This window comes from Pseudomonas sp. LS.1a, from assembly GCF_022533585.1.
Taxonomy (GTDB): Bacteria; Pseudomonadota; Gammaproteobacteria; order Pseudomonadales; family Pseudomonadaceae; genus Aquipseudomonas.
In genome coordinates, this window is sequence record NZ_CP092827.1 from 2,570,283 (window position 1) to 2,584,895 (window position 14,613).

16 protein-coding genes are annotated in these 14,613 nt (G+C 63.9%); 8 read left to right on the plus strand and 8 right to left on the minus strand.

All coding sequences use genetic code 11. The annotated features are described in order from the left end of the window. Window positions 1-23: 23 nt before the first annotated feature. Window positions 24-635, plus strand: coding sequence for an FMN-dependent NADH-azoreductase (locus MKK04_RS11800; protein ID WP_049277030.1), 612 nt, complete (start codon window positions 24-26; stop codon window positions 633-635). Between the two features lie 54 nt (window positions 636-689). Here MKK04_RS11800 and MKK04_RS11805 read toward each other — a convergent pair whose 3' ends face one another. The 3 genes from MKK04_RS11805 to MKK04_RS11815 form a co-directional block, all read right to left on the minus strand. Next, window positions 690-1,892, minus strand: a complete 1,203-nt coding sequence (locus tag MKK04_RS11805) for an NAD(P)/FAD-dependent oxidoreductase (protein WP_207835084.1) — start codon at window positions 1,890-1,892, stop codon at window positions 690-692. A gap of 69 nt (window positions 1,893-1,961) precedes the next feature. Next, window positions 1,962-2,561, minus strand: coding sequence for a helix-turn-helix domain-containing protein (locus tag MKK04_RS11810; RefSeq protein WP_063914864.1), 600 nt, complete (start codon window positions 2,559-2,561; stop codon window positions 1,962-1,964). Window positions 2,562-2,600: 39 nt separating this feature from the next. Beyond that, a complete protein-coding gene (locus MKK04_RS11815; protein WP_207835082.1) occupies window positions 2,601-4,553 on the minus strand; it encodes an oxidoreductase in 1,953 nt (650 codons plus the stop codon). Between the two features lie 176 nt (window positions 4,554-4,729). Between MKK04_RS11815 and MKK04_RS11820 the strand changes: the two genes are divergently transcribed. Next, the gene (locus MKK04_RS11820) at window positions 4,730-5,773 is read left to right on the plus strand and encodes an ABC transporter substrate-binding protein (protein WP_207835073.1); all 1,044 of its coding nucleotides are present in this window, start codon (window positions 4,730-4,732) and stop codon (window positions 5,771-5,773) included. Window positions 5,774-5,796: 23 nt separating this feature from the next. Further along, the gene (locus tag MKK04_RS11825; protein ID WP_207835071.1) at window positions 5,797-6,552 is read left to right on the plus strand and encodes a class II aldolase/adducin family protein; all 756 of its coding nucleotides are present in this window, start codon (window positions 5,797-5,799) and stop codon (window positions 6,550-6,552) included. 84 nt (window positions 6,553-6,636) lie between these two features. Here MKK04_RS11825 and MKK04_RS11830 read toward each other — a convergent pair whose 3' ends face one another. Continuing rightward, window positions 6,637-8,034: a purine-cytosine permease family protein gene (locus tag MKK04_RS11830; protein ID WP_233687419.1), complete on the minus strand. Its 1,398-nt coding sequence runs from the start codon at window positions 8,032-8,034 to the stop codon at window positions 6,637-6,639. Window positions 8,035-8,269: 235 nt separating this feature from the next. Here MKK04_RS11830 and MKK04_RS11835 point away from each other — a divergent pair, with 235 nt between their 5' ends. From MKK04_RS11835 to MKK04_RS11850, 4 genes are all read left to right on the plus strand, one after another. Then, window positions 8,270-9,154, plus strand: a complete 885-nt coding sequence (locus MKK04_RS11835; protein ID WP_233687418.1) for an EamA family transporter — start codon at window positions 8,270-8,272, stop codon at window positions 9,152-9,154. Between the two features lie 130 nt (window positions 9,155-9,284). Next, complete coding sequence (locus MKK04_RS11840) at window positions 9,285-9,605, plus strand: YbjQ family protein (RefSeq protein WP_207835052.1); 321 nt, start codon at window positions 9,285-9,287, stop codon at window positions 9,603-9,605. Between the two features lie 139 nt (window positions 9,606-9,744). After that, the gene (locus MKK04_RS11845) at window positions 9,745-9,933 is read left to right on the plus strand and encodes a hypothetical protein (protein WP_003253897.1); all 189 of its coding nucleotides are present in this window, start codon (window positions 9,745-9,747) and stop codon (window positions 9,931-9,933) included. A gap of 140 nt (window positions 9,934-10,073) precedes the next feature. After that, window positions 10,074-10,385, plus strand: coding sequence for a hypothetical protein (locus MKK04_RS11850; protein ID WP_207835050.1), 312 nt, complete (start codon window positions 10,074-10,076; stop codon window positions 10,383-10,385). Between the two features lie 46 nt (window positions 10,386-10,431). Here MKK04_RS11850 and MKK04_RS11855 read toward each other — a convergent pair whose 3' ends face one another. After that, the gene (locus MKK04_RS11855; RefSeq protein WP_003253895.1) at window positions 10,432-10,764 is read right to left on the minus strand and encodes a hypothetical protein; all 333 of its coding nucleotides are present in this window, start codon (window positions 10,762-10,764) and stop codon (window positions 10,432-10,434) included. 301 nt (window positions 10,765-11,065) lie between these two features. Then, window positions 11,066-12,208 (minus strand): class C beta-lactamase, encoded by a 1,143-nt coding sequence (gene ampC / locus MKK04_RS11860; protein ID WP_233687417.1) that lies wholly within the window; start codon window positions 12,206-12,208, stop codon window positions 11,066-11,068. A 119-nt stretch (window positions 12,209-12,327) separates the two neighbouring features. Here ampC and MKK04_RS11865 point away from each other — a divergent pair, with 119 nt between their 5' ends. Next, window positions 12,328-13,317, plus strand: a complete 990-nt coding sequence (locus tag MKK04_RS11865; protein ID WP_207835046.1) for a bile acid:sodium symporter family protein — start codon at window positions 12,328-12,330, stop codon at window positions 13,315-13,317. Window positions 13,318-13,456: 139 nt separating this feature from the next. Here MKK04_RS11865 and MKK04_RS11870 read toward each other — a convergent pair whose 3' ends face one another. After that, complete coding sequence (locus MKK04_RS11870) at window positions 13,457-14,050, minus strand: eCIS core domain-containing protein (protein WP_207835044.1); 594 nt, start codon at window positions 14,048-14,050, stop codon at window positions 13,457-13,459. Beyond that, window positions 14,037-14,600 carry a TetR/AcrR family transcriptional regulator gene (locus tag MKK04_RS11875; RefSeq protein WP_241106634.1) on the minus strand — a complete coding sequence of 188 codons (564 nt, stop codon included), beginning with the start codon at window positions 14,598-14,600 and terminating at the stop codon, window positions 14,037-14,039. The genes MKK04_RS11870 and MKK04_RS11875 overlap by 14 nt, the downstream gene beginning before the upstream one ends. Window positions 14,601-14,613: the final 13 nt, after the last annotated feature.

Sequence of the window (14,613 nt, forward strand, 5' to 3'; positions counted from 1 at the left end):
GTCTTCATTCACAGGAGAGTCCCATGAAACTGTTGCATATCGATTCGAGCATCCTGGGCGACAATTCCGCCTCCCGCCAACTGAGCCGCGAAGTGGTCGAAGCCTGGAAAGCCGCCGACCCGAGCGTGGAAGTGGTGTACCGCGACCTGGCCGCTGATGCCATCGCCCACTTCTCTGCGGCTACCCTGGTAGCGGCTGGTACCCCGGAAGACATGCGCGACGCAGCCCAGGCCTTCGAAGCCAAGCTGAGCGCGGAAACCCTGGAAGAGTTCCTGGCTGCCGATGCCGTGGTGATTGGTGCGCCGATGTACAACTTCACCGTGCCGACCCAGCTCAAGGCCTGGATCGACCGCGTCGCCGTCGCCGGCAAGACTTTCCGCTACACCGAAGCCGGCCCGGAAGGCCTGTGCGGCAACAAGAAGGTAGTGCTGGTTTCCACCGCTGGTGGCCTGCACGCTGGCCAGCCGACTGGCGCCGGGCATGAGGACTTCCTCAAGGTGTTCCTGGGCTTCATCGGTGTCACCGACCTGGAAATCGTCCGTGCCCATGGCCTGGCCTATGGCCCTGAGCACCGCAGCCAGGCGATCGATGCTGCCCAGGCGCAGATTGCCAACGAGCTGTTTGCTGCTGCCTGATCCTGCTGTCTTGCGCAAGCCTCTAAGGCTTGCGCGAACTCTGTGGGAGCGGCCTCAGGCCACTGGAATAGCAGGGTCAGCCGCCGCCAGCGCCGTGGCACGATCGGCTGCTGGCGGATAGATCCACACCGTATTGATCTGCGCCTTCAACACCTTGGCCTCGGCCTTGTCCTCCGGTGGCGACACCGTGCGCTCCCACCCTTCGGTATACACCGCTCCCCAGGCCCCAAGGTCCAGGCAGGTCACGTACTTGGGCTGGCTGTAGGTCTTCGGTGCCACGCCAATCAGCTCGGCCGCCGCATTGTTGCCTGCATGACGTCCCAACGGAATCGCATGCTGGCAGGACATCACCGCGTAGTTGCCAAGCTCGTCGCAGGCGGCGTAGGCCACATCACCCGCTGCGTACACGGCAGCATTGCCTGCCACCTTGAGATTGCCATCGACATGCAAGCGGCCCTGGCGGTCGCGCTCGCCACTGATCTGTTCGGTGAGCGGGTTGGCCTTGAAGCCCACGGTCCAGATCACCGTGCTGGCGTCGATGCGCTGGCCGTTGTCCAGCTGCACGCCGGCAGGGTCCACCGAGGCTACCGTGGCGCCACAGATCCACTCCACGCCCAGGGCCTCGGAGGCCTGCTCGATGGCGGGGCGGATGCCATCACCCAGGGATGCGCCAATCCTCGCCCCACGGTCGACCACCACCACGCGCAACGCCGGGCCCTCTCCGAGGATTTCGCGCAGGCGGGCCGGCAGTTCGGTGGCGGTCTCGATGCCGGTAAAGCCACCGCCGGCCACCACTACGGTATTGCGTGCCGGTGTGTCGGGCAGGCTGGCCAGTGATTTCAGATGGGTTTCCAGGCGCGCGGCGCTGTCGAGCTTGTCGACATCGAACACATGCTCGATGCCGACCATGTCAGGCCGGTTGAGCTCGCTGCCGCAGGCCATGATCAGCCGGTCGTAGGGCAGGGCGCACTGGGTGCCGCTGCGGGTGCGGTAGCTGACGCGGCGGGCCGCTTCATCGATGTGGAAGGCCGTGCCTTGCACGAAGCGGACGTTGACGGCATCGAACAGCTCCTGCAACGGCGCGGCCATGGTGTGTACGTCGGGTTCGTAGAAGCGCGGGCGCACATGCAGCTCGGCCTGGGGGGCAAGCAAGGTGACCTCGACATCCTTGCGGCCATGGAGGTCAAGCTGGCGGACGGCGCTGAGCGCGCTCCACAGGCCGGCAAAGCCCGCGCCAATGATCAGGATCTGCTTCATGGTGGTGCTCCTCTAAAGTTCGGTTAACAAGGTAGACCCTGTTGCTGGATATTGGGGAGCGAGCATGCTTCAGAATGTTGGCGGCGTGATTACCCAGATCACCACGGCATCCACCTCGCCGGGGTTGCCATAGCGATGCGGTTCCTGGCTCGAGAAGCTGAAACTGTCCCCCTCACCCAGCTGGAAATGCCGTTCGCCCACCCACAGCTCGAAGCTGCCACTGAGGATGTAGCCAGCCTCTTCACCGTCATGGCTGTAGCTCTGCTGGCTGTAGCTGCCCGGGGGGAAGCGCGAATGCAGGATTTCCAGCTGGCGGTTGGGCTGGGGCGTGAGCAGTTGATCGACGATGCCATCTTCGTAGTGCACGCTCAGGCGGCTGTTGCGTCGTACCACATAGCCCTGGTCCTCGGGCGCAGTGGTGGCTTCACTGGCGAAGAACCACTGGATGGTTACACCCAGGCTGCGGGCGATGTTGAACAGCGCCGGGATCGACGGATAGGAGAGGTTGCGCTCCAGCTGGCTGATGTAGCCAGCGGTCAGTTCACTGTGCGTGGCCAGCTCCGCCAGGGTCATGCCACGGCGCTTGCGCAGGCCGCGAATGCGGCTGCCGAGAAACTGCGGCGCGGCGCCCCCGGCTTCGCTGGTGGGGGGCTGGGGGAGTTGGCTCATGCACGTCGGTCCATCGTAAAAGCTGCAGTATGTACAGCCTCAGAGCGCCCAGGCAACCGTCAGGCCATCATGAATCGCTTCTTCGACGGTACGCGGCGCCAGGCAGTCGCCAACGCGGCGCACCTCCACCAGGCCAGCCAGCTCCATGGCCAGGCGGTCTTCCGGTTGATGGCCCAGGCACAGTACCAGGGTGTCGATGCCTTCGAAGATCATCGGTTCGCCGCTGGCGGTGTGCTGCAGGTACACCGTGTTGTCGTCGCTGCCATACAGGCGGGCATAGGGTGTGATGGGGATGCCCAGGCGATGCAGCTCGCCGGCCAGTTGGTCGCGCACGTACAGCGGCAGGCTTTCGCCGCAATGGGTGCCATTGACCGCCAGTTGTACCTGGTGGCCTTCGCGCACCAGGCGTTCGGCGATGCCTGGGCCGATCCAGTCGCAGCGCCAGTCGATCACCAGCACCGAGCGCCCCGGTTTTGCTTCATTGCGCAGTATTTGCCAGGCATCCACTACCTGTAGATCACCGGTACGCTCGAACGCCGGCCAGTAGGGGGTGGCACCGGTGGCCGCGATCACCAGGTCGGGGCGTTCACGCGCGACCAGTGCGCGGTCGACCCGGGTGTTGCGCACCACTTCCACGCCCGCCAGGGCCATTTCCCGTTGCAGGTTGGTACTGGCGCCACCGAACTCGCTGCGCCGTGGCAGCAACTGGGCCAGCAGCACCTGGCCGCCGAGCTGCGGGCCCGCTTCGTACAGCGTGACCTGATGCCCGCGCGCAGCGGCTACTGCGGCGGCTTTCATGCCGGCGGGCCCGCCACCGGCCACGAGAATACGTTTGGGATGGGGGGTGGGTGTCAGCTGCCCGTACTGCAACTCGCGGCCGGTTTCCGGCCGCTGGATGCAGGAAATGGGCAGGCCACGGTGGAAATGGCCGATGCAGGCCTGGTTGCAGGCAATGCAGGCACGTACGTCCTCGACCTGGCCCTGCTCGGTCTTGTTCGGCATCTGCGGGTCGCAGATCAGCGCACGGGTCATGCCGCAGACATCGGCCTGGCCACGGGCCAGGATCAGTTCGGCTTCCTGTGGCTGGTTGATACGGCCGGTGACGAACAGCGGGATATCCAGGTGTTGCTTGAAGGTGCCGGCCTCACGGGCCAGGTATGCCGGCTCGATGGCCATCGGCGGCACGATATGCACCGCGCCGCCCAGGGACGCCGACGTGCCGGCAACTATGTGCAAGTAATCGAGCTGGCCCTGCAGGGCAACCGCTGCGGCCAGCGACTCGTCCTCGCTCAGCCCCTGGCTGTCGCGCTCGTCGGCACTGATGCGCAGGCCGATGATGAACTGCTCGTCGGTGGCCGCGCGTACGGCGGCCAGCACTTCGCGCAGGAACCGCAGGCGCTGCTCCAGTTCACCGTTGTAGCCGTCTGTGCGCTGGTTTACCCGCGGGTTGAGGAACTGCGCAGGCAGGTAGCCATGGCTGGCCACCACTTCAACGCCATCCAGCCCGGCCTGGTGCAGGCGGCGTGCAGCGCTGGCATAGCCCTGAACGATCTCGTCGATCATTGCCTGGTCCAGTGCGCGCGGCATCACCCGGAAGCGTTCATTGGGCACCGCGGATGCCGAGTAGGCCACCGCTAGCAAGCCGTCCGCCGATTCCATGATCTCCCGCCCAGGATGGAACAGTTGCGACAGCACCACGGTGCCATGCTCATGGCAGGCCTCGGCAAGCTGGCGGTAGCCCTCTATGCAGGCATCGTCGGTGGCCATCAGCACATGCGAGGTGTAGCGGGCGCTGTCATGAACCCCGGCCACCTGCAGCACGATCAGGCCGACGCCACCGGCAGCGCGGGCGCGCTGGTAGGCGATGAGCTTGTCGTTGACCAGGTTGTCGGTGGGCAGGCAGGTGTCGTGGCCGGTGGACATGATGCGGTTTTTCAAGCGTTTGCCGCGGATCTGCAAGGCGTCGAACAGGTGAGGGAAGGCGGTCTGCATACAGGCGGCTCCGGTGCGGTGTTGTTCTTGTTTTGTTATGAAAGTGTAGCGCCAGTAAAAAATCAACTTGTTTTTTTACTGCTCGGCGACTAGGTTTTTCTCACCCTCGTGGCGAGGGCGTGACCTCACTACAACAAGAAAACGGGCCCCTCGGGCACCGGCAGGAGGCAACTACGATGCAGGTATTCCCACGTGTAAGCGGCTTTTGCGCAGCGTTGCTGGCCATGGGCCTGGGCAGTGCGCAAGCGGCACCGCAGATGGTCGTGGTCGGCTACGGTGGTGCAGGCCAGAAAGCCCAGGACGAGGCGATCTTCAAGCCGTTCAGTGCCCAGGATGGCAGCAAGCTGATCCAGAGCGAGTACAACGGTGAAATGGCGCGGATCCAGGTAATGGCAGATACCGGCAATGTCGACTGGGACGTGGTGCAGATCGAAGGGCCTGACCTGATGCGCGGCTGCGACGAGGGTATTTACGAGCAGCTGGACTGGCAGCGCCTGGGGCACGCGGGCGAACTGATTGCCGATGCTGCGCAGGCCTGTGGCTCGGCCGCGTTGGTATGGAGCGTGGCCATCGCCTATGACCGCAGCAAGCTGGCCCAGGCGCCGGCGTCGTGGGCCGACTTCTGGGACGTGAACAAGTACCCGGGCAAGCGCGGCCTGCGCAAGCGTGCGGTGTACAACCTGGAGTTCGCCCTGATGGCCGACGGGGTCAAGGTCGAGGATGTGTACCAGGTGCTGGCCACGCCGGCCGGGGTCGAGCGTGCTTTTGCCAAACTCGGCGAACTGAAGCCGTATATCCAGTGGTGGGACGCCGGCGCCCAGCCTGCCCAGTGGCTGGCGGCGGGTGACGTGGTGATGACCTCGACCTACAGCGGGCGCATCGCCGTGGCGGCTCAACAGGGCAGCCCGCTGGCGGTGGTCTGGCCTGGCAGCCTGTATGGCATGGATTACTGGGCGATCATCAAGGGCTCGCGGCATGTCGACCAGGCCAAGCGGCTGATCGCCTATGCCAACCAGCCGGATACCCAGGTGCGCTATGTGGAGCAGATTCCGTATGGGCCGACCAACACCCGGGCGGCAGCGAAGCTTGACCCGTCCTTGGCCAGTTGGGTGCCTACTTCGCCGCAAAACCTGCAAGGGGCGTTGGCGATGAATGTGGAATTCTGGGTCGACCATGGAGAAGAGCTGGAGCAGCGCTTCAATGCGTGGGCCAGCAAGTAGCTTTCTGCACAGGGACAACGATGATGAACGCTACGGAACAAAGCCTGCGCCAGGAGCTGGCCGCCTGCTATCGACTGATCGCCCATTTGCGCATGAGCGACCTGATCTTCACCCATGTTTCCCTGCGCCTGCCGGGGCCGCAACATCACTTCCTGATCAACCCGTACGGCCTGTTGTTCGATGAGATCACGGCCTCGAGCCTGGTGAAGATCGACCTGCAGGGCCGGCCGGTCGAACCGACGCCGCACCCGGTCAACCCGGCCGGTTTCGTCATTCACAGTGCCATCCACGCCGCCCGCGAGGATGCCCATTGCGTGCTGCATACCCACACCCGGGCAGGTTGCGCAGTGGCGGCGCTGGAGTGCGGGCTGCTACCGCTCAACCAGATGTCCATGGAGTTTTACGGCAAGGTGGCGTACCACGCCTACGAAGGGATTGCGCTGGATATGGATGAGCAGCAACGCCTGGTGACCGACCTGGGCGACAAGCCGGTGATGATCCTGCGCAACCATGGTCTGCTGACCACCGGGCGCAGCGTGGCCGAAGCGTTCCTGCGCATGTACTACCTGGAGAAGGCGTGCGAGATCCAGTTGGCGGCACAGAGTGCCGGGCAGGTGATTTTACCGCCCGCCGAAGTGTGTACGCATACCGAGCGGCAGTTCAATGATCCGGGGCGGGGCTTGAAGCAGGGCGAGCTGACGGATCCGGATGCGCTGCAGCTGGCGTGGGCGGCGTTGTTGCGGATGCTGGAGCGAGTCGCGCCGGACTATCGTCGTTGACATTGGCGCGCTCGCGGTGAAAGCCGTCTTGCCCTCGCATCGCGCTTGCGAGGGCAAGACGTTTCTAGGCTGTCGGCGAGGGGCTTAGCGGAGCTCAGGCACGATCATCGCTGCCGGTGCCTCTTGCGCCCGCCGCCGTGCCACCCAGTAGTACAGCACGCTCGGCACTACCAGGCCGATCAGCCACGAGATATCCACACCGCCCAGGTGCGCGACCAGCGGCCCTGTGTACAGTTTGGTGTCGATGAACGGCATCTGTATCAACACGCCCACGGTGTAGACGATGATTCCTGGCCAGTTCCAGCGGCCGTATCGGCCCTGCGGGTCGGCAAGGGCGGGGATGTCGTATCGCTCCTTGGTGATGAAGTAGTAGTCGACCAGGTTGACCGCGCTCCACGGCACGAAGAACGTCAGCAGGAAGAGGATGAAGGATTTGAACGCGCTGAGAAACGAATGCTGGCCAAGCAAAGCCACCAGGGTGGCGGCGCCGACGATGCCCAGCACGAACAGCAGGCGCTGTGCACGGCTGATCGCCAGGTGGCCACGGAAGCCGCTGATGATGGTGGCAATGCACATGAAGCTGCCATAGGAATTCAGCGTCGAGATGGTCACCTTGCCAAAGGCGATGCAGAAATACAGCAGCGCTGCGGTGCTGCCGGCGCCACCCAGGCCGACGATGTAGGCCACTTCGTGACCGGAGAACCGGGCACCGGCAATGGCGGCGGCGAATACCCCGAGGATCATTGACGCCTGGGCGCCGATCACCGAACCCAGACCCGCGGCGAGGAAGGTTTTGAGTGGTGACGTGTTACTGGGCAGGTAGCGCGAGTAGTCGGCCACATAGGGGCCGAAGGCGATCTGCCAGGACGCCGCCAGCGATACGGCGAGCAGGAACGATGCCCAACTGAAGTGGCGATTGTCGAGTAACTGCCCGATGTCGGCCAGCAGCATGATGCGACTGAACAGGTAGACGAAGGCGATGATGCCCAGCACGCTGGCGACTCGGCCGATCCAGTGGATCACCCGGTATCCGGCCAGGGTGGCGAGCACGATTATGCTGGCGAACATCAGGATGCCGGTGCTGTCGCTGACGTTGAGCAACTGGCCGATCGCCTGTCCGGAGAGCACCGTGCCGGTGGCGGTGAAGCCCAGGTACATCAGGCATACCAGCACCATCGGGATGGCCGCGCCGTAGACACCGAACTGCACGCGGCTGGAAATCATCTGCGGCAGCCCCAGACGAGGGCCCTGAGCGGCATGGAGGGCCATGACCGCGCCGCCGATCACTTGACCGAGCAGCAGGCCGATCAGCGACCAGAACACATCGCCACCGAGCACCACGGCCAGGGCGCCGGTCACGATCGCCGTGATTTGCAAGTTGGCGCCGAGCCACAGGGTGAACTGACTGTACACGCGCCCATGGCGTTCAGTCTCGGGGATGTAGTCGATCGAGCGCCGCTCGAGTACGGGTTTGCTGGACATACAGTGGCTCCGCTTCATTGTTCTTGTCTAAGCGAGTCAGTCATCGGCGGGGACGCGAGGCGGATGACCTGGTCATCATGTGAGCATGTATATACAAGTCAGGTCAAGCAGTGTGTTGGGAGTTGAACAGTGTGCTGTTGCGCAATGATCGGCGGTAACTGTGCTGGTCCCTGGCAACGAAATAACCTTATGCTGTAACGAAATATGTCTAGAAAACCTGAAGAAGGAAGCTGCAATGCCACTCAAGGACCTGCTCATCGCGCTGGTGGTGATTGTCGCGTGGGGAGTCAACTTCGTGGTCATCAAGGTTGGCCTCGATGGCTTGCCGCCGATGTTGCTGGGGGCATTGCGCTTCTTGTTGGTGGCGTTTCCGGCGATCTTGCTGGTCAAGCGGCCGAAGCTGCCCTGGCGCTGGCTGATCGCCTACGGTGCGACCATTTCGCTGGGCCAGTTCGCGTTCCTGTTCCAGGCCATGTACAGCGGCATGCCGCCAGGGCTGGCCTCGCTGATCCTGCAGTCGCAGGCGTTCTTCACCCTGGGTTTCGCCGCTCTGTTCCTCGGTGAGCGGCTGCGCCTGGCCAGCGTGCTGGGGCTGCTGGTAGCGGCCAGCGGCCTGGCGCTTATCGGCAGCGAAGACGGTGGCCATGTGCCGATGCTGGCGCTGGTGCTGACCCTGTGTGGCGGCGCCATGTGGGGCTTGGGCAACATCATTACCCGGCGCTTTGGCTCGGTTGACCTGGTGGCGCTGGTGATTTGGGGCGGGCTGATCCCGCCACTGCCGTTCCTGGCACTCTCCTGGTGGCTGGAAGGGCCAGAGCGCATTGGCCATGCCCTGGCCAATATCAGCTGGAGTTCGGTATTGGCCCTGGCCTACCTGGCATTTGTCGCCACCATGCTCGGCTACAGCCTGTGGAGCAAACTGCTGTCGCGCCACCCGGCCGGCAAGGTGGCGCCATTCTCGCTGCTGGTGCCAGTGATTGGCCTGAGTTCGTCGGCGTTGTTGCTGGGCGAGCGTTTGACTGCAACCCAGGGTTGGGGCGCCTTGCTGGTAATGGCCGGGTTGCTGGTGAACGTGTTCGGCGCCCGCATTGGCCAGCGGCTACGCGCGGTCAGCGCGTAGTTGTCCCCTTCAAGCACAGCCTGACTGAAAATCTGAAAAACTGCGCGCTCCCACAATGGAGGCGTATCCGCGAGGGGAATTGCGCTCTGTTAGAATCGGCCTTTTTTGCCAGGCCAATGGAGTGCACCCCATGATCATTTCCACCACCAGCCAGCTCGAAGGCCACCCGATTGCCGAATACCTGGGCGTGGTCAGTTCCGAATCGGTGCAGGGCATCAACTTCGTGCGCGATTTCTTTGCACGTTTTCGCGACTTCTTCGGCGGCCGTTCGCAAACCCTGGAAAGCGCACTGCGCGAAGCGCGTGAACAGGCCACCGAAGAACTGAAGGCGCGGGCACGCCAGTTGCAAGCCGATGCGGTAGTGGGGGTGGATTTCGAGATCAGCATGCCGTCGGTACAGGGCGGCATGGTCGTGGTATTTGCTACCGGCACGGCGGTGCGCCTGAAGTAGAGCGTTCTGCCGCTGGTCGGGTCCAGGGCATCAGCCTGGGCGGTCTGCAAATGACCAGCTAGTCTCACTTTCACTGGTCGCGTTTACCTGGGCAACTGTTCTGGTTGCCGGCGCGTCCGCCACTGGAGGGAGACAGGGCATGAGCGAATCCTTTTTCGAAGACCTGAACGACGCGTTCCCGATCAACAGCCAGGTGCGTTGCGGCCAGGCGGCATTCCGCCTGGGCTTCGCCCACATGACGCTGGATGATTCCGAACAGCTCCAGCCTGCACACCTGCAGCGCAGTAAAAAAGGCCGCTTCATGCCGCGGGTTCCGCTGAAGAAGTGATCCCGCTCCAGCACAACCCCGCCGAATGGCGGGGTTTTTATTGCCATTTCTTGATCCGCCTCATGGCATTGTCGGGTAGCGCTCGCAGGATGGCCAAGGCTGTGGTTTTCTGGCGCGGCATTCCAGCAACGGAGGATTGAATGCGCATGCGAGTCAGGGAAGAGACCTATTGGCAGTGGGCCGACGCCCAGCTGCACAGCCGCTGCCACGACGAAGCACTCAGTGACGGTACCACCCTGGACGTGCAGGTTCGCTTGTCGCGCCTGGGGGCGACCCAACTGTTCCTGGGGCTGTATGCCGGGGATGGGCGGGCACTGCTGGAGGAGTACTACCCCGCACGGCCAGGCGAGACCATGACCCGCGCCCTGGTGTGGGGTGTTGACCGCGCCCGGGCGATGGCAACCGGCGCCTTGCCGCTGCCGGAACGCGCCAGCCAGCGGCGCCAGGCATGAAAAAGCCCGGCCTATGCGGGCCGGGCTCAGGTAAGGGTGGGAACCCTCAGTTGAGCGGTTCGATCACCTTGACTGCCTGCTGCTCACGGGCAGCGGGCCATTCTTGTTGCAGGGTCTGCAGGACGCGGCCAACGAACTCGGTGTCGGCGGCGGCCTTCTTGCCGACGTAGCCTTGGCCACGGCGGTAGACCTTGAAGCGGGCACGCATGCTGGGCAGGTGCTCTTCGAATTCATCTTCGACGGTGTTCGGTGGCAGGCGGTCGAGGCGCACTTCACCGGTCTGGCTGACCCACAGCAAATGGTCGTCAAGGCTGTCCTTGCGCACGGCGAACAGCTGGGCCAATTGGTCGATAGTCGGATTGTTGTTCAAGTTCATCATAAAGCCCCCATTACCCATTCATAGGTGATTTTTCACAGTTGGCGCTACCACGGTGTAGCGCTCTACCAAGGCTGCTACAGCAGCATCGCAACAGGGGCTTTCTCACGCTGCCTTTTGGACAGTTTCCCTCTCCACGGACGGCCTGCGTTACCGCGCAGGCCGTCTGGAACACCCTTGCCACCGCTCCCGATCGGGGAGACGGCTTCATCATGCCCAAGGGCGATGAACGGCGTCAACCGTTTTGTAGTGAATATTTTTTCTCACTACATTCTGTCGTTTTGTTCGACAATCGTTGCCGGCACTACAGCCCGGACAGAATGTCGAAGGCTGCGCGCACCCGGGCTTCGTTCGGGTAATTTCGGTTGGCCAGCAACACCACGGCCAGTTGTTCGGCGGGCACGAAGGCGGCGTAGGCGCCGAAACCATTGGTCGAGCCGGTCTTGTTGTACCAGGCTGCCGACAGCGCAGGCTGGGCGGGTTGCAGCCGCGTGGTTGCCTGCGGTTCACGGATAAGCTGCGGGCCATTGCCATCTACCAAGGTGCTTAGCGTGACCGGGTAGGGGTAGCGCTCCCAACCCAGGCCCTGGGTCATGGCGCCGACCTGGAAGTAGCCCTGCCGGGTAATGGCCGTGGCTTGCACCAGCGCCGGGGGCAGGCCCTCCGGCTGCATGTGCAGGCGCACATAGCGCAGCAGGTCGCTGGCGCTGGTCTTGATGCCGTAGGCTTCGTCGGCGTAAGGGCCGGGGCTGACACGCACTGGCTTGTCGTCAGCGTCATAACCTTGGGCGTACAGCCCCTGGGCGCTCGCCGGGACCTGCAGATAGGTGTTTTCCAGGCCCATCTGTTTCAGCAGGCCCTCGCTCATCAGTGTGGAAAACGGCTGATGTTGCGCGCGGGCGGCCAGGTCGCCGAACAAGCCCAGGCTGGGGTTGGAGTAGCAGCGCTGGGTGCCGGGTTTGGCGCGGGGTTGCCAGTGGCGGAAGAAATCGACCACCTGCTGCGGTGTCTGCACCGCATCCGGGAACTGCAACGGCAGGCAGTCGGCACTGTAGGCGCCCAGCTCCAGCACGCTCGCCTCGCCGATGGAGGTACCGGCAAGGGCCGGGTGATAGCGCTTGGCCGGGGCATCGAGGTCCAGCTTGCCTTCGGCACTGGCCAGTGCGGCCAGGGTGGCGGTGTAGGTCTTGCTCAGCGAGCCGATCTCGAACAGCGTGTCGCGGCTGACCGGCACATTGTCGGCCTTGCTGGCCACGCCATAGCTGAAGTAGTGCGCGTGGTCGCGAGCATAGATCGCCACGGCCATGCCGGTGATGCCTTGCTCCTGCATCAGCGGGCGGATGATCTGGTCGACCTTGGCCTGCAACTGGTCATTGGCGTGGGCGGCACTGTGGCCCAAGGTGAGGGTGAGGGCGGCAGCAAGTGCAGCCAGGCGGGAGAGGGGCATGGGCGGGTCCTGTGCTGGAGCGTGTCCGTTGAGCGATACCGGTGGGGGTTCCGGCGTTAGCGGCGAAAAGCCGAAGACCTTATCGTCTGCCCTTGCACAATGACAAGACGGAAACTGTGATGAAGTATTTGCGCATGTTATTCGACAATTTCACCCTGGCCTTGCTCGGGGTGGTGCTGATAGCCACCGTGCTGCCTTGCTCGGGCGACGGCGCGGTGTATTTCGGTTGGCTGACCAACCTGGCCATCGGCCTGCTGTTCTTCCTGCACGGCGCCAAGCTGTCGCGCGAGGCGATCATCGCCGGTGCCGGGCACTGGCGCCTGCACTTGCTGGTGTTTTCCTGCACCTTCGTGCTGTTCCCGCTGCTGGGCCTGGCGTTCAAGCCGCTGTTCGTGCCGTTGGTGGGCAACGAACTGTACCTGGGCGTGCTCTACCTGTGTGCCTTGCCGGCCACCGTGCAGTCGGCCATCGCCTTCACCTCGCTGGCGCGTGGGAATGTGCCAGCGGCCATTTGCAGCGCGGCGGCATCCAGCCTGCTGGGCATCTTCCTCACGCCGTTGCTGGTGATGATGTTGCTGGGGGCCAGCGGTGATACCGGTTCTGGCCTGGATGCAGTGCTGAAGATCACCCTGCAGCTGCTGGTGCCGTTCGTGGCCGGGCAGGTCGCCCGGCGCTGGATCGGCGCCTGGGTCAAGCGCAATGCGCGCTGGCTCAAGGTGGTGGACCAGGGCTCGATCCTGCTGGTGGTCTACACCGCGTTCAGCGAGGCGGTGGTTACCGGGCTGTGGCACACGGTATCGCCGCAGCACCTGGCCGGGTTGTTTGCCGTGTGCGGGATATTGCTGGCGGTGGTGCTGTTCGGTACCCGGCTGCTCGGCAAGCTGCTGGGCTTTGACCTGGAGGACCGCATTACCATCCTGTTCGCCGGTTCGAAGAAGAGCCTGGCCACTGGCGTTCCCATGGCCCAGGTACTGTTCGTCGGCAGTGGCATAGGTGCGATGATCCTGCCGCTGATGCTGTTCCATCAGATCCAGCTGATGGTTTGTGCGGTGCTGGCGCAGCGTTATGCCAGCCGTGAGCAGGTGGCTGAAGAAGCTTCGGCGGCGTAACAGTTGTGGGAGCGGCCTTGTGTCGCGAAAGGGCCGCAAAGCGGCCCCGGCAATATATGCCCCACGCCGAACTCAGGGGGCTGCTGCGCAGCCCTTTCGCGATACAAGGCCGCTCCCACAGGGTAAAGCGCCGCTGCTACTATCTCGCCTGCCCTGAACCACGCTCGCGCAGCGCCTTGCTGACCTCGGCCTCGATCTTGTAGGCCGGCGCTTCCAGGTCGTCGTAGTTGCGCGTATAGCGCCGGGCGAACTCTTCCACACCCAACTGCTGATACTGCTGCACATGCTTGAGCTCGTGGGCCCACAACGCCACGTTGTCCTCGGCATCGGCGGGGCGGCGGAAGATGATCGTGTCGATCAGCGTCACGGCGTTCACGTCGGGGTTCTGCAGCAGAGCATTGGCCGCGCTCATCTGCTGTTCGTCACCTACCCGGAAGCGTGCCGCGTCGAGTACGGCAAAGTCGTACCAGGGTTCGAGTTGCGCGCGGATATGCAACGGGATCGGCTCGACGCCGCTGGCAGTGGCTTCGTCGCGTGCCTGATGCAAGGCGTAGGTCAGGCTGGACGAAGCCAGCACTTCCACGTCCTTGAAAATCTGCCCGGCTTGCCCGGGGTCGATGGGCGCACAGAAACACCCCATCAGGCACACCTGGTACTGCCCTGGCGGGCAGGCCTGTTCGGCGAGGGCAGGCAGGGCCAGCAGCAGCCCCAGCAGGAGGCTAATCCGCTTCATGCAGGGCCTTCTCGACGAAGTGGCGGCTGGCGTCCAGTACCTGCGACTGCACGCTTTCTGTGGCCAGCATGCGCCCGACCAGCAAGGCGCCGACGCACTGACTGATCAGCACCCAGGCCAACTCGTCGTCCTCCAGGGTCGCGCTCCAGGCCCGGTGCAGTTCCACCAGCCAATGCTCGGCCACCGCGCGCACGGGGGCTTGGGCCCGGGCAATCTCCACTCCCAACGGCGGCAGCGGGCAGCCACCTTCGGCATTGTGCAGGTGGGCCAGGCTCAGGTACTGCTGCAGGCAACGGCCCAGGCGTTCGCGGCTGGCCGCCTGGTTGGCCAGGCGCGCCAGCGGGCTGTTGCACAGTTCCTGCCGCACTACCTCGGTGAACAGGTCGTCCTTGGACGGGAAGTGGTTGTAGAAGGCGCCACCGGTCAGGCCGATTGCCTTCATCAGCCCGGCCACACCGGTGCTGGAAAACCCCCCTCGTTTGGCCAGCGCGCCGCTGCTGGCCAGCAACCGCTGACGGGTTTGCTGCTTGTGTTCGTTGGTGTAGCGCATTCACTTGCCTCTG

Excerpts from the sequence above, each read along its gene's own strand:
- MKK04_RS11800 (WP_049277030.1), top strand. The coding sequence starts at position 24 with ATGAAACTGTTGCATATCGATTCGAGCATCCTGGGCGACAATTCCGCC.
- MKK04_RS11805 (WP_207835084.1), bottom strand. The coding sequence starts at position 1,892 with ATGAAGCAGATCCTGATCATTGGCGCGGGCTTTGCCGGCCTGTGGAGC.
- MKK04_RS11810 (WP_063914864.1), bottom strand. The coding sequence starts at position 2,561 with ATGAGCCAACTCCCCCAGCCCCCCACCAGCGAAGCCGGGGGCGCCGCG.
- MKK04_RS11815 (WP_207835082.1), bottom strand. The coding sequence starts at position 4,553 with ATGCAGACCGCCTTCCCTCACCTGTTCGACGCCTTGCAGATCCGCGGC.
- MKK04_RS11820 (WP_207835073.1), top strand. The coding sequence starts at position 4,730 with ATGCAGGTATTCCCACGTGTAAGCGGCTTTTGCGCAGCGTTGCTGGCC.
- MKK04_RS11825 (WP_207835071.1), top strand. The coding sequence starts at position 5,797 with ATGAACGCTACGGAACAAAGCCTGCGCCAGGAGCTGGCCGCCTGCTAT.
- MKK04_RS11830 (WP_233687419.1), bottom strand. The coding sequence starts at position 8,034 with ATGTCCAGCAAACCCGTACTCGAGCGGCGCTCGATCGACTACATCCCC.
- MKK04_RS11835 (WP_233687418.1), top strand. The coding sequence starts at position 8,270 with ATGCCACTCAAGGACCTGCTCATCGCGCTGGTGGTGATTGTCGCGTGG.
- MKK04_RS11840 (WP_207835052.1), top strand. The coding sequence starts at position 9,285 with ATGATCATTTCCACCACCAGCCAGCTCGAAGGCCACCCGATTGCCGAA.
- MKK04_RS11845 (WP_003253897.1), top strand. The coding sequence starts at position 9,745 with ATGAGCGAATCCTTTTTCGAAGACCTGAACGACGCGTTCCCGATCAAC.
- MKK04_RS11850 (WP_207835050.1), top strand. The coding sequence starts at position 10,074 with ATGCGCATGCGAGTCAGGGAAGAGACCTATTGGCAGTGGGCCGACGCC.
- MKK04_RS11855 (WP_003253895.1), bottom strand. The coding sequence starts at position 10,764 with ATGATGAACTTGAACAACAATCCGACTATCGACCAATTGGCCCAGCTG.
- ampC (WP_233687417.1), bottom strand. The coding sequence starts at position 12,208 with ATGCCCCTCTCCCGCCTGGCTGCACTTGCTGCCGCCCTCACCCTCACC.
- MKK04_RS11865 (WP_207835046.1), top strand. The coding sequence starts at position 12,328 with ATGAAGTATTTGCGCATGTTATTCGACAATTTCACCCTGGCCTTGCTC.
- MKK04_RS11870 (WP_207835044.1), bottom strand. The coding sequence starts at position 14,050 with ATGAAGCGGATTAGCCTCCTGCTGGGGCTGCTGCTGGCCCTGCCTGCC.
- MKK04_RS11875 (WP_241106634.1), bottom strand. The coding sequence starts at position 14,600 with ATGCGCTACACCAACGAACACAAGCAGCAAACCCGTCAGCGGTTGCTG.